The following is a 23,823-nucleotide window of genomic DNA, read 5'->3' as shown; positions in this document are numbered from 1 at the left end:
ATGTGGGTGCGCTCGGAGTACGCCGGCGAACTGGCGGTGCTGTCGACGTGGCTCTGTGGACTGGCCCCGTGGGCGGTGACGTGGATTGCCCGCGAGGAGGCAACCGGCTACTTCTTCTGGTTTCACGCGATTAATCTGCTCTTTACCCCCGGCATCGACCTCCCCGGCGACCGGCCGGTCTGGGTGTGGGGATTTCTCGACTTTCCCATCTACACCGGCGAAAGCTACGCCACGATTCTCTGGCTGGCGGGCACGTCCGTGTTCGCCGTCGCCTTTGCCCTCAGCGTGGCCTATTACGTTGACGAAGAGCAGGTGCAATCGATGCCCGTCGACCCCGTTCGGGCACTCGGCGGGTTGCTGACAGTCAGTGGACTCTTGCTCGGCGGTGCGTACGTGCTGTTGTTCCAGAACCTCCTTGGGACAACGATTCCAGTCGGACTCTGCTTGCAACTCGTCCTCGGCGTGGTGCTCATCCAGACCGAACGGGTCGAACGCGACGGCGACCACGCGCCCGCCGGGTAACCGCGGTACGATTTAAGTAGCTGGCCCGGTAAGCGGGTGTAACCACGCCGTAGTCGTGGGGTCACGATGGCAAAAGAACAGAACAGAAAGCAGGCGCTGGCAGGTTACGCCGACGAGTCTGGCGGTCTCACCAGCTGGCTCACGCGGACAGCACGGGCGCTTGCTGGCTCGACTATTTCGCCGACAGATTACGACCCCAAGCGCCACGACAACCTCGTCACCTTCGACGGCCTCGACGGTCACGAGGAAATCGACCGGTACTGGGTCAACGCACCCTTCGCGTTCATTTCGATCAACTACTATCCCGAGGAGACCGAACACCGATATTACGTCGTCGAACCGGAGCTGACGGAGCTCGAACAGGAACTGCTCGAACGCCTGTTCGAGGACATCCGCGGACCACTGCTGTACCGGGAGGAGATTGCTGATACGCCCGAACACGCACTCCGCGACGAACTGATCGACAGACTAGAGGAATACGGTGTCGAAGTCGCCGACGAGAGTTTCTACCGCGTATTTTACTATCTCTACCGGGCGTTCCAGGGCTACGGTCGGCTGGACCCGCTGATGCACGACCCACACATTGAGGACATCTCCTGCGATGGGCCGGACCTGCCGGTGTTTGTCTATCACGACGAGTACACCGACATCGAGACGAACGTAATTTACGAGGGCGAAGAACTCGCTGATTTCGTCATCCAACTTGCACAGCGCTCGGGGCGACACGTCTCTGTTTCCGACCCTGTCGTCTCGACAACACTCCCCGACGGCTCACGAATCGAACTCGCACTCGGCGAGGAGGTCACGCCGAAAGGGTCGGCGTTCACCATCCGAAAGTACGCCGATGAGCCGTTCACGCCGATTGACCTGCTGGACTACGGGACGGTCAGCCGCGAGGTGCTCGCGTACATGTGGCTCGCCATCGAGAACAACCGCTCGCTGATTTTCGCTGGCGGGACCGCAGCGGGGAAGACGACGTCGATGAACGCTGTCTCGATGTTCATCCCGCCGCGCTCGAAGGTGTTGACCATCGAAGACACCCGAGAGTTATCGCTGTATCACGACAACTGGCTGTCGTCGGTGACTCGCGAGCGGATGGGTGACGCAGACATTACGATGTACGACCTCCTGCGGTCGGCACTGCGCCACCGGCCAGAATACATCATCGTCGGTGAGGTTCGTGGTGAGGAAGCCATCACGCTGTTCCAGGCGATGAACACTGGCCACACAACCTTCTCGACGATGCACGCCGACTCGGTGCAGACGGTCATCAACCGCCTCGAAAACGAGCCAATCAACGTCCCACGACCGATGGTCACCTCACTCGACATCCTCTGGGTGCAGGTGCTGGGCCGGACCGACGAGGAGCGGGTTCGCCGCGCGAAGACTATCGCAGAGATCGAAGGTATCGACCAGCGGACCGGTGAACTCGACTACTCGAACACCTACTCGTGGAACTCGAAGACAGACACCTTCTCGGAGAACAACTCCGAACTGCTCGAAGAAATCCGCGAGGAACGAGGCTGGAGCCAATCTGAACTGCTCGAAGAGCTGCGCAATCGCCGGCGCTTCCTGAAATATCTCCAGGAGAACGGTGTCAACGACTACCGCCGATTCACGGCGATGGTAAACAAGTACTACGCCGACTCCGAGGAGGTCATGCGCCGAATCGAGAACCGGGGCGTCGAACTCGAAGCAGAATGACGGTCCCGTCGTCGATTCCGTTCTGGGTGCTGCCGAGTCTTCCCGCGCTGGTGCTCATCAGCCTCTGGGTCGGCGGTAAGTTTAGCCCGCGGGTCAGACAGCTGCTCAACCGAGTGAGCCGAATCGTGTTCGGTCGGTTCGTCTCGGATAATCGACGCCGACGCCAGCGGCTTGAAGCCGCCTACACGACCGAAACCTACCAGGTCTACGCCGCAAAGAGCTATCTGTTCGCGGTGATGGCCTTTCTCGCCGGGACAGTTCTCGGCTTCTACACTGTCGCGCTCGTCATCGCGTACTTCGGGCCGATTGTCCAGGCGCTTGCTGGCCTCCCGGATACGATTACGGAGCCGATTGGCATCACGGATGATTACAAACTCGTCCTGAGCCAGCAGACCTACCGGCTGGTGGTCGCAGGTCTTGGACTGGCAATTGGTATCGTGACGACACTGCTGTCGTACACGTTTCGCTGGCAACTCCCGGCGAGTACGGCCTCGGTGCGGGCACAGGGCATCGAAGAAGGACTGCCGCGAACGGCGGCGTTCATGTACGCGCTGTCACGCGGTGGGATGGAGTTTCCGAAGATTCTCCGGACGCTCGCGGAGAACCGGGCCGTCTACGGGGAGACAGCCAACGAGATGAACGTTGCCGTCCGCGAGATGAACCTGTTCGGCCGGGATATGATCACCGCACTCAGGCGGATGGCCGAGCGGACGCCAAGTGAGCAGTTCAAAACCTTCGCGGAGAATATGACCAGCATCCTCCAGAGTGGGAGTGACCTCCCGACCTTTTTCAAAGACCAGTACGAGCGATTCCGGGAGGAGCAGGCAGAGCGACAGGAGGAAGTGCTCGAGCTGCTCGCGACTATCGCCGAGATGTACGTGACCGTCCTCGTCGCGGGGACGCTATTTTTGATTACGATTTTGCTCGTCTTCGGGTTGCTGCTGGCCGATACCCTCATGCTGTTGTCGCTGATGATCTATCTGATGATCCCGCTGGGCAATGCCGGGTTCGCGCTGATTCTCCAGCAGAAACTCGACGAACTCGGCATCGCCAGGGGGAGCGGAACCGAGATTTTGCAGGACATCACGCTCTCAACGCCGATCAACGCCACGCCAGAGACGGCGACCCGACCGGACGGGGGGCTCGCCGATGACCGCGAACTGAGTAACTGGCGAGTGCTGGGGCTGTACAACAGCGTGAGCAAACTCAAGCAGTTCCTCCAAAATCCGCTTCGAGTGTTCCTGGACGACCCGACGAAAATTCTGTACGTGACCGTGCCGATTGCCGTGGTGGCCATTGCCGTCCGGTTACCGACCGCCTTTCAGGCAGAGGGCATCGCGACGCGGACGCTCGACGATATTCTCATTCAGTCCGCGCTGTTCGTGCTGATTACCTACGCCATCATCCGGGAGTACTACACCCGACGGCTGAACAGCATCGAGAACGCGATGCCGGAACTGCTCGAACGACTGGCGAGTCTCAACGAGGCGGGGATGTCTCTCGTCGAAGGGCTCAGACGACTTCGCGGAAGTGACCTCGGTGTGCTCTCCCCGGAAGTCGAGCGAATCTGGCGAGATATCGAGTTCGGCTCGAACGTCGACGACGCGCTGGTCAGACTCGGGCGGCGCGTCCAGACAACCGCCGTGACGCGAGTCGTTGTCCTGCTGACGAACGCGATGCGGGCAAGCGGTGATATGGGGCCGGTGCTGCGAGTCGCCGGCGAGCAGGCCCGTGCCGAGGTCAAACTCCGCCGCCAGCGCAAACAGCAGATGATGACCTATCTGGTCGTCATCTACGTCTCGTTTTTCGTGTTTCTGGTCATCGTTGCGGCGATCAATCAGGTGCTCATCCCGAGTCTGCCCGACACCGTCCCGGCACCGACGAGTGGCGGCGCGAGTCGGTTGCCGAGTGGGTCGAGTCAGTTCGAACAGCTCGGCAGCGTCAACAAGGCGGCGTACTCACTGGTCTTTTTCCACGGCGCGATGATTCAGGCCTGCTTTGCTGGATTTATCGCCGGCCAACTCGGCGAAGGCTCACTCCGCGACGGTGCGAAACACGCGGCGATCATGGTGACTATCGCGTACATCCTGCTGTTGGTGCTCAGTGCGCCCGTGGCCTCCATCACAGCACAGGGTGTGACCGCCGACAAGAACAACGTCTACGGCGTACAGGAAGTCTCACTCTCGGAGGGTGGGTATATCGCAGTCTACGACGAGGACGGTGTCAACGGCGAGTTGCTCGGGAAAACGGGCTATCTCGAACCGGGAACGCACACTGAGGTTGTCATTCCGCTCACTCAAGAGGTGGCTAACGAACAGCCGATACGAATCGTTGCCCATCAGGAGACAAACGGAAACGAGCGCTTCAACTACAAAGGGCCGCCAGCGGCCGGCGAATCAGCAGTCGACGTGCCCTACAAATCCGTCGGGAGCAGCGACCAACCCGGCATCGAGGTGGAGGTCAAGCGGATTGACCTCGCCGACGACGGGTAGGAACCCACCACCGATTTGTACCTGACGGGAATACTGCAGAGCATGACGCGACAACGAGCACCCGTCGAACCGCCAGTCGTCCTGACGATTGCAGGCAGTGATTCCGGCGGCGGCGCGGGGATTCAGGCAGACCTGAAGACTATCGAAGCCGGCGGTGCGTTCGGGACGAGCGTGATTACCAGCGTCACGGCACAGCACACCCGTGGCGTCCAGAGCACGCATCTCCTCCCGCTCGAGGAAATCGAAGCCCAGTACGACGCCGTCACTGAGGACTTTGCGGTCAGCGCGATTAAAACGGGCATGTTGGCGGCCGAACCGGTGATAGAGTTCGTCACCGAGAAACTTGCGAATTCAGACGTGGCAGCGGTTGTCGACCCGGTGATGGTCGCCGCCTCGGGTGACCGACTGCTGGACGAGGGCGCAGAGTCAGCCTACGCAGCACTCGCTCGCGAGGCAACGCTGCTCACGCCGAACGCCGACGAGGCCGAGGTGCTCACCGGAATTACTGTCGACTCGACAGAGGCGGCGATTCAGGCTGGCGAACAGCTCGTCGACGACGGAGTCGAAGCGGCACTGGTCAAGGGCGGCCACGTCGACGGCGAGGAAGTCGTCGATGTGCTGGTGACTGAGGATGGCGTCGAGCAGATTAGCCACCCGCGTGTCGACACTGACGCGAACCACGGGTCGGGCTGTATGCTCTCGTCGGCGATTGCGACACGACTCGCCTACGGCGACGACCTGGAGGCGGCAGTCAGGACCGCGACCGACCTGCTCGCCCGCGCGGTCAGATACAGCCTCGATGTTGGCGAGGGACCCGGCGCAGTGCACCATATGGTCGCCGCCCGCGATTGGGCCGAACGGGACCCGACTGCCGAGCAGGTCCGGACGATGGTTGCTGAACTTGCTGAGACGGACATCCGACCGCTGGTTGCTGAAGGAGGCATGAACGTCGTCGGCGCAACACCCTACGCGGAGGGTCCAGACGAGTGTGCTGCGGTCGACGGTGGACTCGGCCGAGGAACTGACGGTATCGTTGCTCGCGGAGATGTTCGGTTCGGTGCGTCGGGCTCGGTCGCTGAGTCGTTGCTCGCTGCCCGAGAGTTCCACCCTGCCTATCGATTTGCACTCGACTGTCGCTTCGATGGGAGTGTTGAATCCGCGCTGGACGGTGTCGACTGGACGGTTGGTGAGGCCGAAGAGATTGCGGGCGAGCGCGTCTCACCCGAGGCGTTCCAGCCTGCCTTCGACACGGAGACACCGCCGGCCGGAGTGATTGACCGCGGGGGCCACGGCGTCGAACCGCGCCTGTACCTCTTCGGGGCCGACCCGACGACGCTGCTCAGTCGAGTGCGCGAACTGCTGGCTGCCTGAGTCTGTTGAAATTCTCAGTGACTGAGAGGAGCTAGTTGCTGAATACAGAGGATGGATACTGAATATCGGCTTCGTTTGTTTCAGGGCCTTAATTCTGATTTGGCCGCTCGGTAGGGGTGCGCATTGAGCGATTCGCGATACAGCAAGCATCCGCGCGAACGGAGTGAGCGCGGTTCACTGAACGCGAGCAAAGCGAGCGTTCAGCCTTTTTCACCCATGTTTTTCGAGGAGTGGTGTGCGAACAGAGTGAGCACACCCGATGATGAAAAAGATGGCTGTACTGACCGATGCAGAAATTCAAAAGATGGGTGTGCAAACTGTTCTATGACACCTTGTTCGTGTAAACTAAATTCAACTCGCATCGATTGTGTGGATAGCCGACGAGTTTGTCGCTGTGGCTCACCCGGTTGATTTCATCCCGGCCGCGATGCCTTTGACGGTCAGCCGGAGTGTGCGTTCTTCGGTATCGCTGCGTTCCGCCTGGTCGAGCAATCGGACCTGCAGGAGATTTAGCGGGTCGACGTACGGGTTGCGCCGGTCGAGGTTCTCGTCGACCCACTCTCTGGGTGGCAGCCGGTCGCGACCAGTGATTGCACGGACCAGTTCTACGGAGCGCTCGTATTCGGCCACGATGCGCCCGAAAAAGGGCTCGCGGTCCTCGCCGGCCAAGTCGGCGTATTCGGCGGCAATCTCGAGGTCGGTCCGGGCGAGTGCGAGTGCCGCATTGTTGACTGTCGTCCGGAAGAATGGCCACTGGTCGTACAGTTCTTGCAGCGTCTCGACATCTCCGCCCTCGTCGATGTAGCGTTCCAGACCAGTGCCCAGCCCGTACCACCCGGGGATAATACACCGCGCCTGCGTCCAGGAGAACACCCACGGAATTGCCCGGAGGTCCTCGACAGTCCGCTCCCCAGAACGCGAGGCAGGCCGTGACCCGAGATTGAGGTCTTCGATGACTGTGATTGGCGTCGCCTGCTCGAAGTACGAGACGAACCCATCAGTGTCCAGCAGGTCACGATAGGCGTCGTGTGCGGCGCCGGCAGCAGTTTCGAGCGGCCCGTGCCACGCCTCAGGTACGCCGTTGCCCTCGTCGGCAACTGCTTGATAGCGGGCCCGTAGCTGTGCGTTGAGCATCTGCTCGCAGTTGCGCTGAGCAATCTGTGGATTGGCGTACTTTTCAGCGATGGCCTCGCCCTGTTCGGTGAACTTCACCTCGCCCGTGACCGTCTCCGTCGGCAGCGCAAGTAACGCCTCGTTCATCGAACCGCCACCGCGGGAAATCGAGCCGCCTCGGCCGTGGAACAGGCGCAGGTCGACATCGTGGTCCGAACAGATCGCGGCGAGTCGCTTCTGGTTGCGATGGAGCGACCAGTTTGCCGCCAGAAACCCGTTTTCTTTGTTCGAGTCCGAATATCCAAGCATGACCTCCTGCACGTTGTCGCGGGCCTCGATTGCAGCGGCGTAGGCCTCGTTTTCGAACAGTGTCCCCATAATTTCTCTGGCCCCCGACAGCGCTGATTCAGTTTCGAGCAGTGGAACGACATCGAGACCACAGTAGCCGGGGAGGTCGACGACGCCAGCCTGGTCGGCTAAAAACAGCACCTCGAGAACGTGACTCGGCGTCTCGGTCATGCTGATACAGTACGTGTCGATGGCGTCAGCGCCGTACTCACGTTGCCAGTCCGCCAGTGCGTCGAACCGCCGGAGAACTGTCTCGGTCGTTCCCTCGAACGCCCCGTGGGTGCCGACATCGACGACCGGTTCCGACTGCAGGATGGCGTCAGTAAGTGTCTCGACGCGGGCCGATTCCTCCATCGACCGGTAGTCGACGCCCACACTTTCGAACACGTTGGCAACTGTTTCGGTGTGGTTTTCTTGATGGTCGCGAAGGTCGAGGCTAGCGAGACTGAACCCGAAGGTGTCGACCTGTCTGGCAACTGGGTCGACGGCAGCCGCGGCAATCACGTCAGCACCGTCGGCCCTGAGACCAGTGGCGACCGATTCGATATCGGCGAGCAGTTCCTCGGCGTCTGCGTACCCGCCCTGCCGGACGTCGTCAACCCGCTCGATGCGTTCGCGCATCAGCTTCAATTTCTGGCGAAACGGCTCGTTTGGATACCGCTGTTCGACGTCATCCGCGAGACCAGGGAGTCGTTCCTTGTCGGCGTCGAGTCGTGCAGTAAATGGCTCACCGACGCTGAAATCCCGGCCGTCCTGACTCAACCGCCCCGACAGTTCCTTCAATTTCTCGCGGTAGCGGTCGAGAACCACTGTCCGCTGTCGGTCTAGCGTTTCGGCCGTCACCTCGGGTGTGACGTAGGGATTTCCGTCCCTGTCGCTGCCGGCCCACGACCGGAACTCGAACAGTTTCGGGCCATCCACGCCGGGGTAGTGTTCGTCAAGCGCGCGTTCGAGTTCCTCGTAGACATCTCCAACCACGTCAAAGAGCACGTTCTCTAGGTACCACTGGACATTGAGTGCCTCGTCGGTCACCTCGGGGCGGCGGTCTCGAATCTGGGGCGTCTGCCAGAGACTCGTCACCTCCGCCGTCAGGTCGCGGTCGAGAGACCGCCGTTCTCGTTTCGTGAGTCGTCGCTCGTCGAGCGTCTCGATAGTATGTGCGACCGACCGAAGCTTCGCCTTCACCGTCTTGCGCCGTGCCTCGGTCGGGTGTGCGGTGAACGTCGGCTGGATGAGCGTCTCTTCGAGGATTTGCTCGACCGTTTCGGCGTCTGCCCCCTCGGCCGCCAACTGCTCGACTGCTGCGGCGAGACTTTCGGGCAGTGTCCCATCCTCTGTCCGCTCCCGAATTGCCCGCACCCGTTCGCGCTCTTCGGCGAGATTAATCAGTTCAAAGTAGGTCGTGAACGCACGAGCCACGGTTTCTTCGCTCGTAGCGTCGAGCGCTGCCAGTTCCGCCTGGAGGGTGGCCCTGGATTTGGTCTCACCTCGCCGGTAGTCGATGGCCTCTGTCCGAACGCTCTCGACAGTCTCGAGTGCGTCTGCTGAGGTCTGTTCGGCCAGCACATCGCCGAGCAAGGTACTCAGTTCGCGAACGTCCTGCTCGACCCCCCGTGTATGTAGTGACATACCAGTACTACGCTCGTGCGGGCGCTAAAATCTGACGATTCTTAACTCGATACTGAGTAATTTTTATTCCGATCCACCGACGCGGATAGCCTGGATAAGCGAGTATACCGGGACACCATCGATCTCTTCGATACCCTGCTTGTCGACGAGCACGACACAGGCAACGGGGTTGCCGCCGTGGTCGGTGATGCTCTCGATTGTCTCGGTCATCGTCGTTCCGCTGGTGATGGTATCGTCGACGATGTAACAGTCGCGGTCACGGATGTCCGCGAAGTTCTGTGAGAACGTCCCTTGCAGGTCTCCCATGTCGCCGTCATCCCACTGGTGTTTTCGGGGGGCGTACGCGGCGATGTCGGTGTCCAGTTCGCGGGCAACGACAGTTGCGAGCGGCGCACCGGCCTTTTCGACTCCGACCGTCAGGTCGACCGCCTCACCCTGTTTCGAGAGCAGGTCGGCCATCGCCTGTCCGGCGTAGGCAAGGCGGGCCGAGTCCCGTCCCAGCGCACTCCAGTCGACGTGGATGTCGCCCGGCCCGCCGGTCGATTCTGGTTCCGGCGTTGCTTCCGCTGTCGCGTCACTCCGCTCGACGAGCCAACTTGCCGTTTCTCGTGAGACATTCAGTTCGTCTGCGATTTCTCCCCGTGAGAACCCTCGTTGCGAGAGTTCTCGTGCGCTTTCGATGAGGTCATCAACGTTTTTCATACGTTGTTCTCGTCCGCCGGGGTCATTGTTGTTGTGCCAACAGGAGGCTGACGACACAAGCCAATATATGTCTCGCCGTTGTCGTTGGTGTATGGAACGGTACGACCTGCTGTATCGCCTCTACGAGGAGTTCGACACGGAGACGCTCCGGGCCTATCAGGAGTTCGTCGACCTCTTTCCGCCGGTTGACTCCCGCGTCGCCCTCAACCAGTGGCAGGACGCACACGACGAACTCGACGACTACAAACAGCGGTTGCAGGCCGCCTTTCCCGACGACGAGGCCGTTGTCGACCTGGCCGCGCTGGCGACGCGCGACCAGGCGTTTGCCGCGCTCGACCTCTGGAACAAGTACCACCGCGGCGTGAACGTGCTGGTGCTGGACGTCGACGAGACGCTTCGCTCGGCCGGCAACACTGACAACGAAATCCCTCGCGAAACACTGCATCTCCTCACCAAATTCCACAGTGAGGGTGTCCCCATCGTCATCTGCACCGGCCAGACCCTGGAAAACGTCAAAGGGTTTCTCATCCAGGGTCTCGGCAACGAACTCGTCCACTCTGGAACTGTCAGTATCGTCTACGAGGCGGGGACGGGCGTGTTTACACCTGGCCACGGCGCACACACGAAACAACTGCTGTACGAACGACTCGACGACGAAATCCAGTCAGTGTTCAGCACGGTCCGCTCGGGCGTCCTCTCGGAAGCCCCAGAAGAACTCCGTCGGGGCTGTCACCTCCAGGGCAACGAGTTCAACGTCACCCTCAAGCCGAACTTCGAGACTGGCACCGACAACGCTCGCGAGGTTATCGACAAGGGTCTGATCTATCTGCTTGACCTCCTCGAAACCAGCGTCGCCCGCGAAATTGGCGAAGAGCAATCCGCTGCGGGATTCGCCCGGGCGTACTACGCCGACGTGGACCCGGAAATCAAGGATGTTCTCGACGAACGGGACGCAGACCACGGCTCCCGTGAGGACGTGCCCGCGGCGTTCGAGGATGTCTTCGAGCGAATCGATGTGGCCTACTACGAGGCTGACGCCGCCGAAATCGGCTCGCTCGAACTCAACAAAGTTGCGGGTGTCGAAGCAGCGCTCGACGTGTTGGGCATCGACGACCCGTTCGCGCTCGTGATGGGTGACTCGAAAAGCGACTTGCGGGTGATGAAATGGGTCGAAGAGAATAACGCAGGCATCGCCGCTGCCCCCGAGCACGCCTCTCCGGACGTCCTCGACCACGTCTCCCGAACCGATGACCTCGTGTTCGGTACTGGCGACGCTCCAGATATGCTCCGTACCGCCTTCGCGTTGTCTCTGCTCGGCCGGGCAGAGTAAGAATCGATTCTTACTCGACGAGTGCGGCTTCCAGCAGTTCAAGCGGATGGCGGATGTCGTAGCCGGTGCCGTGTTCCATCTGCATCGCGCAAGTGGGACACTCTGTCATCCCGGTTTTCCCGTCGGCGTCTTCCATATGCTCGAACATCTCCGCCCCGATTTCCATCGATTTGTCGTACTTCTCTGACTTCCAGCCGTAGGTTCCGGAGATGCCCGAGCAGGAATCGCCCACGTCGTCGATACCGACACCGTCCAGGTCCCGGAACAGCTCGACGGCTTGGTTGTTGAGTCCCTGATTTCGGGCGTGACACGGCGCGTGGTACGCGAACTCCCTGGCCAGGTCACCGTCGACATCCGCCTCCGCGAGTTCGTCGCGGACATCCTCGTGGATGCGGAGATATTCGAGGGACTCGAAGGTGTGTGACGCTACGTCGTCGACGCCCTCGATGTCGAACAGTTCTGGGTACTCCTGACGGAGCGCCATCGAACAGGAGGTGCAGGAGGCGATGGCGTCGTACCCCTGCTCGACGAGGTCAGCCATCGAGGAGATGTTGACCTCGGCGTGCCGGCGCGCGTCGGCAAGCATTCCGTTGGCGAACATCGGCGTCCCCGAGCACTTCTGTTCGGGAACGACAATCTCGTAGCCGAACTGTTCGTAGACGCGAACCATCGCCTTCCCGACTTCTGGGGTATTGTAGTTCGAGTAACAGCCGTGGAAGTAAGCCACTTTTTTGTCGGCGTCGGGGTCCTCGCCGCGGCGTTCGCGGCTGGCCACTGCTCGCTCGCGGGAACCGGCAGCTCCACCTTCCGCCTGCCACCACTCGCGGAACGTCTCGGTGGCGAAGGCCGGAAACTCCCGCTCGCTCGTGATACCCATCGTCTTCTCCATCACCCACCGCGCTGGGCCGAAGTTCATCGCGAAGTTCGCTACGCGGGGCATCTTGCTCGCGAGCCAGGCCGATGTCCGGTAGTTCGAGAGAATGCGGTTGCGCCAGTACTCGACCGAGAACTTCGACATCTGCTCGCTGACGTACTCCCCGCGGGCGGTGTTGTGCATCTGTGAGAGCGGGACGCCAGACGGACAGGCGTTATCACACCGCATACAGTTCGAGCAATCCATCACCGTCTCGTCGACGTCGTAGTCATCCTCGGACTGTTTGAGTCGCCACTGCTCCGGCCCCTGGAACTTCGGCCCGGGGAACTCGTCGTCGACCTCCGCGACCGGACAGTTCGTATCACAGGTCGAGCACTTGTAACAGGAATCCGCGCCGGGCCGGAGGTCGAAATCGTCGCTGTCGGGAAACACGTCGACTGGCTCGAAGTCTTCGCCGGTGTTCGGTGCCTCTGGGTCAAACTCTGGTGGTGATTCTGCGTCGCTCATTGTGCCTCCTGTGCCGCGCTGGTTCCAGCCGCATAGCCTGTCGCAATCGAGACGCCGCTGCCAGATTTCTCGGCAGCGAAGTCGTAGCCGCCGAGCACTGCCCCCGCCGCCCGGAGGTTCTCGAACTCCACGCGTCCGTCGGCCTGTGTGGGTCGCAGGTCGTCGTCGGTCTGGACGCCGAACCGGGCGAACTCGTGGTCGCCAAAGACATCGGTGTCGAACCAGTCGTAGCGGTCCTCGGCGTGTGGGACGTGACAGTCGAAGACCGGTTCGTAGACACCCTCGCGGTCGGATTCGACGCCTTTCCCGACCAGCCCGCCCGTCGCGAGCACGTACTGCTCGGCGCTGTTCGGTATCTTCGCCCCGTTTTTCTCGATATACACCTGCTCGACACGGTCGTCGCCGTCGAACTCCGCAACGGGGTTGCCCGTCTCGATGCTGGCCCCGGCCGCACGGAGCGCGTCGAACAGCGCGTCTTCGAGACGCAGTCCCGGCAGCGATGGTGGACCCATCGGCACCTCGAATATTTCTGTGCCGAGTCGGTCGCCGAGGTCTTCGCGAATGTCGGCTGCGTTGTCGTCGCCGAGAATCGCCGGAAACCCGACCCGCTGTTCGTCCGCCAGTTCGGGTGCCACGCGTTCGGCGAGCGCCGCACGCACGGGACGCGAACGGCCGCGGACAGATACTTCTCCATCGGTGTCGAGCAGTTTGGCGTAGCGGGTTATTTTCGCGTCGGCCCGGAGATCACCGGGGAACGAAATTGTGACCCCGCGCACGTCGAAGGGGACGCCGGCCGCTCCGAGATGGTCGGCGGCGCGTTCCGCGTCGAAATCGACCATCGATTCGAGGCCAACCAGCAACACGTCTCGCTCGTCACTGGCGACGCCAGCACTCGCCCCGGCCGGATACCGTGCAGTCGGCTTCAGCGTACCGCCGTGTGTCGGTACCAGCGCGTTCGTGTCAGTATGCGACCCGCGGTAGTTCGGCATCACGTCGTCGAACAGCGCCATCGCGTCTCTGACCGTCGACGCGCCGACGGTGCTGTAAGGATGGGCTGCAGGGAGGGTCGGTATCGCAGCGTAGGGGTCGGTCAGCGGTCCATCCCCATCCGGCGTATATCCGAGGATGTCGATGAGACCGGAGGCGTTGCGGAGCGTGCTCTGCTTGTACGAAACTAACCGCACGTCCGCACCTGCCCGTGCCGCCGCGAGTGCGCTCGTCAACCCGCCCAACCCGCCGCCGATGACCAGCACTTCCGACTCAATTGCCATCGTATCCTCCGTCGGTGGCCACGCTGGTCTCTGTCACGTGCTCGGTGTCTTCGGGACCGCTGTCGAAGGCGGTGAAATCGATGCTGTCGTCCTCGGCCGGGTCGTTATCCCGGTTCTGTGTGGTGGCCTGCAACGCGTAGTTCAACATCGCTTGCGAGAGCTGTTCGCCCCAGAGCGCGTGGCGCTGGCCTTTCCAGCGTTCCTGCAGGAGTTCATCCCACGCCTGCCGCGTCGTCGACTCGTCGTACTCGGTGTGGAGTTCGTTTGCCAGCCGATGGCTACAGAACCCACCCTGGCAGTTGCCCATCGAGGCGCGCGTGCGGAGACGAACCGCGTTGAGGTCCGAGCCCGACCCGTCGATTGCGTCCTGAATCTCAGCCCGGGTGACCCCCTCACAGCCACAGACGACCGGGTTTGGCCCGTCGGTCTCCAGCACGTCCTCCGCCCGAGAACCGAGCCGTTCGACGCTCCGGCGACCAATCGGTGACTGGAGTCCGAACTCGTCCATATAGTCGCGTAACACGGTGAACTCCTCACTGCCGGGAAGGGGCACGTCTGCGGTTCGGCAGTCGGCGTCGATGCCGAATTTCGCGCAGACGTGGTCGCTGATCTCCTCGCCCATCATCCGGTAGGTGGTGAACTTGCCGCCGACGATGCTGACCATCCCGCCCAGACTGTCCCGTTCCTCGTGGTCCAGCAGGAAGTAATCGCGCGTGATGTCCGTCGGATCGTCGCTGCCCACGTCTGGGGGTTCGTACAGCGGGCGGACACCCCAGAAGGAGCGAATCGTTCGGGCCTCCTCGAGCATCGGCACCAGTTCTTTGAGCGTGTCGATCATCATATCGACTTCCCACTGTTTCTCGGGGTAGTCCTCCGGGTCGTCCACCTCCTCGTCGGTTGTGCCCAGTATCGCTGTCGTCTCGTGGGGCACGACGATGTCGGCGTCGCCTTTGGGTTTGCAGCGGTTGATGACGGTGTCGACCTGTCGGACGTTCATGATGGTCATGACACCTTTCGATGGCCGTACCTCGATATCGAGGCCGGCCATGTCTCCGATTCGGCCAGCCCACGCACCGGTCGCGTTGACGACGTAATCCGTGCGAATCTCCTCGGTCCCGCCCGTCCGGCCGTGGACGCGCTCACCGGGCCCGGAGTCGTGCTCGACTTCGATGCCAACGACCTCGCTGTCTTCGACCAGCAGGTCCGTGACTTTCGAGTGTGTCTCGATACGCGCGCCGTGTTCCTGCGCGCTGGCGGCGTTTGCCACCACGAGACGGAAGGGGTCGACAGCACCGTCGGGGACCGAGATTGCCTTGTCGATGTCCGTTGCCAGGTGGGGCTCCATCTCGCGGGCCTCCTTGCCGGAAATGACTTCGGCAGGAATGCCACAGGCTTCACAGCCACTCAGTTTCTGCTGGAAGTACTCTTCTGAGTCCTCTGGCCGCTTGACAAACAGGCCGCCGGTCATCTCGACACAGTGGCTGGCAATGTCCCGGAGCACGCGGTTCTCCTCGATACACTCCTCCGCGCTCGCCTGGTCGGAGACGGCGTACCTGCCGCCGCTGTGAAGCAAGCCGTGCATTCGGCCGGTCGTACCGTGTGTCAGGTTTCCCTGCTCGAGGAGTGTCACGTCGAGGCCCCGCATCGCCAGGTCCCGCGCGATGCCCGTCCCGGTCGAACCTCCACCGATGACGGCGATATGTGGTGCCGATGTCATTCGTATACGCACCATTTGGAGTCGAACAACTTTATTTCACCGGTGGATAACTGTTGCCAGTAAATATAATACTAGCTCATGGGGAGCCGGTCACACCCACGCGAGACGAGTTACTGAGGTCCTTATCTCGTCTCCAGAACACACAATTGCACTCCACAGCAGCGGAACTGGCGGTTCTGTGTATCTAATAGTGGTCACAACCGACCTGAGCGGCCTAATTCGAGCAACTATCTCGCACGGACAGGACTAGACGACGTTTTACTTTATTGCTACCCCCAAAGTATGAGTAAGCTTTAATAGACATTGCACTGTTGTCTATTGGCAAGGCGGTATATTGGGGGATAGATATGCCGTCTTAGAGGGGAAGATACAATGTCAAACACATACGTCGGTTCAATCGACCAGGGGACGACCGGAACACGGTTCATGATTTTCGACCACGGTGGCCAGGTCGTCGCCAACGAATACGAACAACACGAACAGATTTACCCAGAACCAGGGTGGGTCGAACACGACCCAGTCGAAATCTGGGAGAACACTAAAGAGGTCGTACAGGCTGGTCTCGACCAGGCAGGTCTCGAGGCGTCACAGCTGGCGGCGCTGGGGATTACGAACCAGCGTGAGACGACTATCGTCTGGGACGAAGCCACCGGCAAACCGGTGTACAACGCGCTCGTCTGGCAGGACCGCCGAACGACCGACCGCGTCGAAGAACTCGAAGCAGCGGGGAAAGTCGAAGACATCCGCGACAAGACAGGTCTGGAGTGTGACGCGTACTTCTCCGCGACCAAAACCGAGTGGATTCTCGACAACGCCGACCCGGTCAAACTCGAAAGCAGTCGCTCGCGGGATTTGCGTGACCGGGCAGAAGACGACGAGTTGTTGATGGGCACTATCGACTCCTGGCTCATCTACAACCTGACTGGCAATCACATCACTGACGTCACCAACGCCTCCCGGACGATGCTGTACAACATCCACGACCTCGCCTGGGACCACGAACTCCTCGAAGAGTTCGATGTTCCAGAGTCGATGCTTCCGGAGGTTCGACCCTCGTCGGACGAGAACCTGTACGGCCACACCGACGCCGATGGCTTTCTGGGCGCGGAGGTGCCGGTCGCGGGTGCGCTCGGCGACCAGCAGGCAGCGCTGTTCGGCCAGACCTGCTTCGACGCCGGTGACGCCAAGAACACCTACGGAACGGGCTCGTTCTACCTGATGAACACCGGCAACGAAGCCGTTGCCTCCGACCACGGCTTGCTTACCACCATTGGCTTCCAGCGCTCGGGCGACCCGGTGCAGTACGCGCTCGAAGGCTCTATCTTCGTTACTGGCGCCGCTATCGAATGGCTCGAAGATGTTGACCTCATCAACAACGCCGCACAGACGGCAGACCTCGCGAGTTCGGTCGACTCGACCGACGGGGTCTACGTCGTGCCAGCGTTCACGGGGTTGGGCGCACCCCACTGGGATGGCCGCGCCCGCGGTACCATCGTCGGGATGACCCGTGGGACGGGGAAAGAGCACATCGTTCGCGCGGTGCTGGAATCCATCGCGTATCAGACTCGAGACATTGCCGAAGCGATGGAGGCCGACTCCGGCGTCGAAACTACCACGCTCCGAGTTGACGGCGGCGCAGTCAAGAACAGCTTCCTCTGTCAGTTGCAGTCAGACATCATCCAGACCGATATCGCCCGGCCTGAAGTCGACGAGACGACCGCGCTGGGCTCGGCGTATGCGGCTGGACTCGCAGTTGGCTACTGGGAGACTCTCGACGAACTCCGCTCGAACTGGCACGTCGACGAGGAGTTCGAACCCGAGATGGACGACGACCAGGCAGACAAGATGTACAGTCGGTGGGACGACGCCGTCGAACGCTCTCTCGACTGGGCACAGGAGGAATAACCATGTACGACATTATCCTACAGGTTCCAGTGCTTGAAATGCCGTGGGAGGATTTCATCATCCTGTTCATTACGGCACTGGCCGGCGGAGCCTTCGGTGCGGCAATCGGCGCACTGCCCGCGTTCATCTTCACCGGGTTCGTCGTGTTCCTCGGTGAAGGGATCAACATCCTCCAGACCGAACTCGCTGGCGCGGCACCGGGTGTTAGCGCGGGAGAACTCGGTGCTGGGATTACCGGCGTCATCGGCTTCGGTCCGATTACCGGGCCACACATTGCCTTCGCCGGGGGTGTCGCAGCCTCGGCGTACGCCGGGAAGAAATATCCCGAGATGGAACCCGAAGACTGGGATTACCACTTCGGGAAGAACATCCTGTACGCCTTCGGGACCAAACCAGACATCCTCGCAGTCGGTGCCATCTTCGGTGCCCTCGGGATGCTCATCGCTAGGTTCGGGAGCGCGCTCGCCGTCGCGGGCGGAACCCCGGTGACTGACTTCGTCGCGGTGGGGGTGGTTCTGACCGCGTTCATCGCACGTGGTGTCTTCGGCTACCCGATTGTCGGGGGTGCGAGCGGCAGTAATCTGCTTGATATGTCGCCGTTCGAGCGTGAGGAGCCACACGTCTCGGCAGACGGCGGCGAAGTACCGGCGGAACACCAGGGACGCCTCGCGACTGAGCCGTGGCTTCCCCACCAGTACAAGTGGTCTGGCGTCACCGCCATCGGTATTGTCGGAGGGATTCTCGGCGGGTTCATCTACCTCAAGACCGGGAGTATCTTCCTGGGCTATGCTATCTCGGCGATGAGTCTGCTGTTCCTGAACCTCGGCGTCGAGAAGATTCCCGTCACGCACCATATCACGCTCATCGGTGCCGTCGGCGCGGTGGTCGTCCTGCCCAGCGCGGGCCCAGTCGCCGCCTTGCTCGCTGCTGGTGCGTTCGGCGCGGTCAGTGGGCTGTTGGGCGAGTTGACCCAGCGGCTGTTCTACGCCCACTCTGGAACGCACGTCGACCCGCCGGCGATGGCTATCGTCATTTCGATGGTCGTCATCGCTGTGCTGTCGATCGTTGGAGTGCTCCCAAACGCCGGGTATCTCTGACGCTTCCAGCTCTCACCATACCACGGACGACCGCACGGCAAGCGAGCTGCCTCCGACTCTCAGCAGGGCAGTATGACACTCTCACAACCGCGGTTCTTTTGATTATGGGGTTGAAACAATCGGTAGAGAACACACGGAGCAGACATGGACATCGACACGAGAATCAAGCGCCGACAGCGTCGTGAGACGGGACCACAGTTGATCCAGGACCACGAGTCGCTGTCACCAGTCGCGCACATCGACGAACCGTCGGACCGGGGCCCCGTCTTCGAGCGCTTGCTCGACCACCTTGACCCGGTTTTCGACGGTAACCTCCCGCCAAACGCCTACGTACATGGGCCGCCTGGCGCGGGGAAGTCTGCGGTCGTTACCGCCCTGTTCACTCACCTGAAACAGCTCTCGACGGAGACCCGGTCGGTCATCTATACGAGCACGCGGGCCGTGCCCCCGACGTCACCGGGGTTCGCGTATCTCGACACCCGCTCGGCCTCAACTGAGTTTTCGTTCTATCACGGCGTCCTCGACGCGCTCGTCGACGAATCGGTCCCTGAACACGGCGTCAGCACCCAGGATATCAAAACGCGCCTCCACGGGATCTTAGACAAATCTCGAACCGGCGTCGTAATCGCTGTCGACCACGTCGGCGAACCAGACAGTGCTGCAATCGAGGACCTCGTCGACCTGTTTGCCGGGCTCCCGAGCAACGTCAGCTGGGTCGCAATCGGGCGTCGAGACCCCGAACAGACGCCGCTCACGACCTACACCGCGAGTTCGATTCACGTCGACCACTACCGGCGTCAGATTCTCGTCGACGTGCTGATGACCCGGGCTTCCAGGGGGCTCTCTCAGCAAGCGCTCGACCACGAACTCGCTAGACACATCGCAGACTGGGCCGAGGGGAACGCCCACGACGCGCTGGCTGCCCTGTTCGCCGCCGCCGACACGGCTACCCAGGAAGGCCAACAGCGGCTAACGGGCCGTCACATCGAAACCGCTATCGAGGAAATCCCTCGGCCCTCGGTTTCCCTCGGACGCGTGCTCGCGCTGCCAGCCAACAAGCAACTCGTCCTCCGGAATCTCGTCGACCTCGACGAGGACGAACGTGCGTCTGTCACCGCGACGACAGAGGCGATCAGCAACCGACCCGACGTCGACCTCACCAGTGGGACGGTGAAGCGCTTTCTCTACGAAATGGCCGAGATCGGTATTGTCGAACGGGTCCAGTCAGAGCGACAGAGCGGCAAGGGACGCCCGCCCAGTCGAGTCGAACTTCGGTTCCCGCCGACTGTCTTCTGCCGTCTCTACGACCTCCAACAGTAACGGCTGCCCTCTGGCGCGCTCTGTTCTCACCGAAGCGTCTATATGCCTCTTGGCGGTAACGTAACTGTGACAGTCGAAGCCGGCAGTACCGTCCGACTGGCGTACGTCGGCCGGTTCGAAGACGGGAGCGTGTTCGCCACTTCCGACCCCGACGTAGCCGACGAACACGGATTACGCTCGACAGCTAGCGACGAGCAACCGACCGTCTCCCCGCTCTCGTTCACTGTCGGTGCCGGAGAAGTGATTCCCGGGCTGGACGAGGCAGTCGTCGGGATGACTGCTGGTGAGGAGGCAACTATTGCTGTCCCACCCGAGGACGCGTACGGAGAGTACGACCCCTATCGGGTCCGCGAGTACGACGCCGAGACATTCGAACAGATGGTTGGAAAGCCCCCAAAGATTGGGCTCCACGTCGAGGCAAAAAACGACCTTCACGGCGACGTCACGGCTGTCTCCGATGGGACTGTCGAAGTAGATTTCAACCACGAACTGGCGGGCAAACGGCTCATCTTCGACGTGGAAGTGCTCGCCGTCACGTAGCGTCTCGTGGCCACGACGTGCGCTGTCTGGGAGCAACTATTATACTTCCTGTTGTCATCTAGTGTGTCATGATAATCCAATACACGGCACAGTTCTACCGCCCGGGTCGGTAATCATGTCCCAGACGTATATCGGCGCCATCGACCAGGGAACAACTGGGACTCGCTTCATGGTGTTCGACCACGAGGGCCAGGTCGTCGCCAACGAGTACGAACAACACGAACAGCTGTACCCCGAACCGGGCTGGGTCGAACACGACCCACTCGAAATCTGGGAGGCTGTCGAGCGGCTGGTCCCTCGTGGACTGAAACGGGCGGCTATCGACCCTGACCAACTCGCCGCGCTGGGGATTACGAACCAGCGAGAGACGACTATCGTCTGGGACGAAGCCACCGGCAAACCCGTATACAATGCCATCGTCTGGCAGGACCGCCGAACGACCGACCGCGTCGAAGAACTCGAAGCAGCGGGCAAAGTCGAAGACATCCGCGACAAAACCGGGCTGGAGTGTGACGCCTACTTCTCCGCGACGAAAGCCGAGTGGATTCTCGATAACGCCGACCCTGTCAAGCTTGATGCGACTCGCTCGCGGGACTTGCGTGACCGGGCAGAAGATGGCGAGTTGCTCATGGGAACGATTGACTCCTGGCTCGTCTATAACCTGACTGGCAACCACATCACTGACGTCACCAACGCCTCCCGGACGATGCTGTACAACATCCACGACCTCGCCTGGGACCAAGAGTTGCTTGCGGAGTTTCGCGTGCCGGAGACGATGCTCCCGGAAGTTCGGCCCTCGTCGGACGAAACCCTGTACGGCTACACCGACGCCGACGGCTTCCTCGGTACCGAGATTCCCGTTGCCGGCGCGCTCGGTGACCAGCAGGCGGCACTGTTCGGTCAGACCTGCTTCGATGTTGGTCAGGCGAAGAACACCTACGGCACGGGTTCATTCTACCTGATGAACACCGGCAACGAAGCCGTTGCCTCCGACCACGGCTTGCTTACCACAATCGGCTTCCAGCGCTCAGGTGACCCGGTGCAGTACGCGCTCGAAGGCTCGATTTTTGCCACTGGGGCCGCCATCGAGTGGCTCAGCACCGTCGGGTTCGTGACCGACCCACTGGAGACAGCAGAACTGGCACAGTCCGTCGATTCGACAAATGGTGTGTACGTCGTTCCAGCCTTCACGGGGTTGGGCGCACCCCACTGGGATGGGCGTGCTCGTGGTACTATTGTCGGAATGACACTCGGAACGAGACGGGAACACATTATCCGCGCCGTCCTGGAGTCAATCGCCTACCAGACCCGAGATATCGCGGAGGCGATGGAGGCTGCCTCCGGTCCCGAGACCACATCCCTGCGGGTTGACGGTGGCGCCGTGAAAAATGATTTTCTCTGCCAACTGCAGGCAGACATCACCCAAACCACGATTACCCGGCCGGAGGTTGACGAGACGACGGCGCTCGGCGCTGCGTATGCGGCTGGACTCGCAGTTGGCTACTGGGAGACACTCGACGAACTCCGCTCGAACTGGCACGTCGACGAGGAGTTCGAGCCGGAAATGACGGCGACAGAGGCAGACAAACTGTACGGCCGCTGGGAGGACGCCGTCGAACGGTCTCTCGACTGGACGGTAGATGACTAACACGGTCCGCTGTCACGGCACATCCAGTGATAGCGATTGCTCCAGTAGTCCCGAGACATCCCAACATCGCTCTCCTCGAAAGCCGGGCAGTCTCCGACTCGTCGTGGTCCATTCGTTACCGGTTGTGTCACGTTTTCAGTCATTGAACCTGACGGTGAAGGGACTCACACCGGTCGCGCTAGTGTGAGTAGAGACGCTCTCGTCAGTATTTGCTTGTGATTAAATACAGGTAGATTGCCTCCACAAAGCAACGGTCCAGCACTGGAGTGACAGCACCACCAGCAGCTAACTCACATGCAAGATGTATCCTCTAAGTCTTGCACGCCATTTGTAACAGATTCGATATATGTTCCAGACAGCTCCAGTACGGGGACCACACTGTGCAAGCGGTTCACTACCAGTAGTCCTGAAAGTACACCCATTTAGTATGTGCTCCAACAGCGCCGGACGAGTTTACCCGCCAATCTGGACGAGCGTCGCGCCGGCGACGATGGCTGCGACCGCAACGAGGAGGCGCCTGGAGCGCGGGAGCTGGCGCTCCGCGCCGTAGGTGATGGCCATGATGAGCAGCGGCATCGTGTTGATGAGCGGGACGACGGTCACGATGTCGCCCAACTGGAGCGCGTAAAAGTTGCCCAGCCACCCGACAAAGTTGAACGCCCCGGCGACGGCGAACGCGCCCAAGACGGGCCGGCTGAGCCGGAGTTCACCCGTACGAACGCCAACCGCGCCTGCCCACCCTGCGAAGATGACGAGCGCAGGGGTCTGCGTGATGGCCGTCGCCACCACGGGGTCGGGGAAGTCAGCGAGGCCGTAGTCGATGAGGACGAACGCGCTGCCCGTCAGCAGCATCGCGCCTGCGGGGTAGAGGAGATCTAGCGGCCTAGCGCCGGCGAGTTTCGCGGTGACAACGTCCTCAATATCGCCCTTGTCTGCATCCTGAGTGAACTGCAGGAGGACGACGCCCCCGACCACAAGGCCGACGCCTGCCGCCGCGACGAGGCCGAGGGCGTCGCCCAACACGGCGACCGCGAGCAGTACTGAGACCACCGGGTACGCCCCCATGATTGCCGCCGTGACGCTTGCGCCAACGCGGTCAATGCCCTCGTAGTAGAGGAAGCGAAAGAGCGCGGGGTAGGCCGTCCCGGCGACGACAAAAGGCCAAATCTGTGCGGGGTCGGTCGCCGCCTCAGGAATTCCGCGGAGCGCCGCCAGCACCCAGAAGCCTGCGACGACGACCAGCGTGCTGTAGAAGGCGGCTGCGAGGACCGGGGAGCCATCGCCCTCGGTCCAGGCCATCCCGTACTCGACGATAACCGTGTAGCAGGCGAACCCGCCCGCTGCGACGAGCGCCAGCATCCACGGGTCCAGACCGAAGGCCACCATGGTGCGTAGGATTCATCGGTGGTACTTGGCTCTTGTGTCGAGTTGAACGGCAGTGCCGGGCTCACTGTTGTTGGAGCGGTTCGTTACCTGAAACAGCGTGTCATAGAAGTCTTCACACACTATAGTCAATATTATTAGCATTTGAGGGCGTTATGGTCGCAGAAAAGCGTGCACCAAGTGCACGACGCTTAGAACAACTCATAGATCAGCTTTTTGTTTCTGAATAGTGACTATTACTCCCAAGTTAGCGTAATTCAGCTTATTGATCATGATATCTATAGAGCTGAAGACAGTAGGCTCAGAGCTGATGACGCTGAATCCGTCGATAGCCATGAGACCTGTTGTAT

Annotated in this window: 16 protein-coding genes; 10 read left to right on the top strand and 6 right to left on the bottom strand. The window is 61.2% G+C overall.

What is annotated here, in order from left to right; translation table 11 throughout:
* The 4 genes from ACMGFM_RS05490 to thiD all read left to right on the top strand — a co-directional run bounded on the left by ACMGFM_RS05490 (position 1) and on the right by thiD (position 6,089).
* Positions 1-522 (top strand): DUF7549 family protein, encoded by a 522-nt coding sequence (locus ACMGFM_RS05490; protein ID WP_436901435.1) that lies wholly within the window; start codon positions 1-3, stop codon positions 520-522.
* A 66-nt stretch (positions 523-588) separates the two neighbouring features.
* Positions 589-2,226 (top strand): type II/IV secretion system ATPase subunit, encoded by a 1,638-nt coding sequence (locus ACMGFM_RS05485; RefSeq protein WP_436901434.1) that lies wholly within the window; start codon positions 589-591, stop codon positions 2,224-2,226.
* The gene (locus ACMGFM_RS05480; RefSeq protein ID WP_436901433.1) at positions 2,223-4,718 is read left to right on the top strand and encodes a type II secretion system F family protein; all 2,496 of its coding nucleotides are present in this window, start codon (positions 2,223-2,225) and stop codon (positions 4,716-4,718) included. The genes ACMGFM_RS05485 and ACMGFM_RS05480 overlap by 4 nt, the downstream gene beginning before the upstream one ends.
* 42 nt (positions 4,719-4,760) lie before the next feature.
* On the top strand, positions 4,761-6,089 hold the full coding sequence (gene thiD, locus ACMGFM_RS05475) for a bifunctional hydroxymethylpyrimidine kinase/phosphomethylpyrimidine kinase (RefSeq protein ID WP_436901432.1): 1,329 nt from the start codon (positions 4,761-4,763) through the stop codon (positions 6,087-6,089).
* A gap of 399 nt (positions 6,090-6,488) precedes the next feature.
* Here thiD and ppc read toward each other — a convergent pair whose 3' ends face one another.
* Positions 6,489-9,179 (bottom strand): phosphoenolpyruvate carboxylase, encoded by a 2,691-nt coding sequence (gene ppc, locus ACMGFM_RS05470; RefSeq protein WP_436901431.1) that lies wholly within the window; start codon positions 9,177-9,179, stop codon positions 6,489-6,491.
* A gap of 63 nt (positions 9,180-9,242) precedes the next feature.
* Complete coding sequence (gfcR, locus tag ACMGFM_RS05465; RefSeq protein ID WP_436901430.1) at positions 9,243-9,881, bottom strand: transcriptional regulator GfcR; 639 nt, start codon at positions 9,879-9,881, stop codon at positions 9,243-9,245.
* A 91-nt stretch (positions 9,882-9,972) separates the two neighbouring features.
* On the opposite strand from gfcR, the gene ACMGFM_RS05460 reads away from it, so the two are divergent.
* A complete protein-coding gene (locus tag ACMGFM_RS05460) occupies positions 9,973-11,211 on the top strand; it encodes an HAD family hydrolase (RefSeq protein WP_436901429.1) in 1,239 nt (412 codons plus the stop codon).
* Positions 11,212-11,221: 10 nt separating this feature from the next.
* On the opposite strand, the gene ACMGFM_RS05455 is transcribed toward ACMGFM_RS05460, so the two are convergent.
* The 3 genes from ACMGFM_RS05455 to glpA are packed head-to-tail and all read right to left on the bottom strand — an operon-like array spanning position 11,222 to position 15,580.
* Positions 11,222-12,592, bottom strand: a complete 1,371-nt coding sequence (locus ACMGFM_RS05455) for an anaerobic glycerol-3-phosphate dehydrogenase subunit C (protein WP_436901428.1) — start codon at positions 12,590-12,592, stop codon at positions 11,222-11,224.
* A complete protein-coding gene (glpB, locus tag ACMGFM_RS05450) occupies positions 12,589-13,863 on the bottom strand; it encodes a glycerol-3-phosphate dehydrogenase subunit GlpB (protein ID WP_436901427.1) in 1,275 nt (424 codons plus the stop codon). Before glpB ends, ACMGFM_RS05455 begins: the two co-directional genes overlap by 4 nt.
* Positions 13,853-15,580, bottom strand: a complete 1,728-nt coding sequence (gene glpA, locus ACMGFM_RS05445) for an anaerobic glycerol-3-phosphate dehydrogenase subunit GlpA (RefSeq protein WP_436901426.1) — start codon at positions 15,578-15,580, stop codon at positions 13,853-13,855. The genes glpB and glpA overlap by 11 nt, the downstream gene beginning before the upstream one ends.
* A 372-nt stretch (positions 15,581-15,952) precedes the next feature.
* Here glpA and glpK (ACMGFM_RS05440) point away from each other — a divergent pair, with 372 nt between their 5' ends.
* The 5 genes from glpK (ACMGFM_RS05440) (at position 15,953) to glpK (ACMGFM_RS05420) (ending at position 22,090) form a co-directional block, all read left to right on the top strand.
* Positions 15,953-17,485: a glycerol kinase GlpK gene (glpK, locus tag ACMGFM_RS05440; RefSeq protein ID WP_436901425.1), complete on the top strand. Its 1,533-nt coding sequence runs from the start codon at positions 15,953-15,955 to the stop codon at positions 17,483-17,485.
* Positions 17,486-17,487: 2 nt separating this feature from the next.
* Entirely contained in the window at positions 17,488-18,582 is a 1,095-nt protein-coding gene (locus tag ACMGFM_RS05435; RefSeq protein ID WP_436901424.1) for a DUF7973 family transport facilitator, read from the top strand.
* Positions 18,583-18,726: 144 nt separating this feature from the next.
* Entirely contained in the window at positions 18,727-19,902 is a 1,176-nt protein-coding gene (locus tag ACMGFM_RS05430) for a Cdc6/Cdc18 family protein (RefSeq protein ID WP_436901423.1), read from the top strand.
* Between the two features lie 66 nt (positions 19,903-19,968).
* Entirely contained in the window at positions 19,969-20,442 is a 474-nt protein-coding gene (locus ACMGFM_RS05425) for an FKBP-type peptidyl-prolyl cis-trans isomerase (protein WP_436901422.1), read from the top strand.
* A 115-nt stretch (positions 20,443-20,557) separates the two neighbouring features.
* The gene (gene glpK / locus ACMGFM_RS05420) at positions 20,558-22,090 is read left to right on the top strand and encodes a glycerol kinase GlpK (RefSeq protein WP_436901421.1); all 1,533 of its coding nucleotides are present in this window, start codon (positions 20,558-20,560) and stop codon (positions 22,088-22,090) included.
* A 453-nt stretch (positions 22,091-22,543) separates the two neighbouring features.
* Here glpK (ACMGFM_RS05420) and ACMGFM_RS05415 read toward each other — a convergent pair whose 3' ends face one another.
* Positions 22,544-23,476: an EamA family transporter gene (locus tag ACMGFM_RS05415; RefSeq protein ID WP_436901420.1), complete on the bottom strand. Its 933-nt coding sequence runs from the start codon at positions 23,474-23,476 to the stop codon at positions 22,544-22,546.
* Positions 23,477-23,823 lie beyond the last annotated feature (347 nt).

This window comes from Halovenus halobia, from assembly GCF_051414135.1.
In the GTDB taxonomy this organism is placed as follows: domain Archaea; phylum Halobacteriota; class Halobacteria; order Halobacteriales; family Haloarculaceae; genus Halovenus; species Halovenus halobia.
Note: the sequence above shows the minus strand (reverse complement) of the source record. Positions and strands in the feature narration are given on the sequence as shown.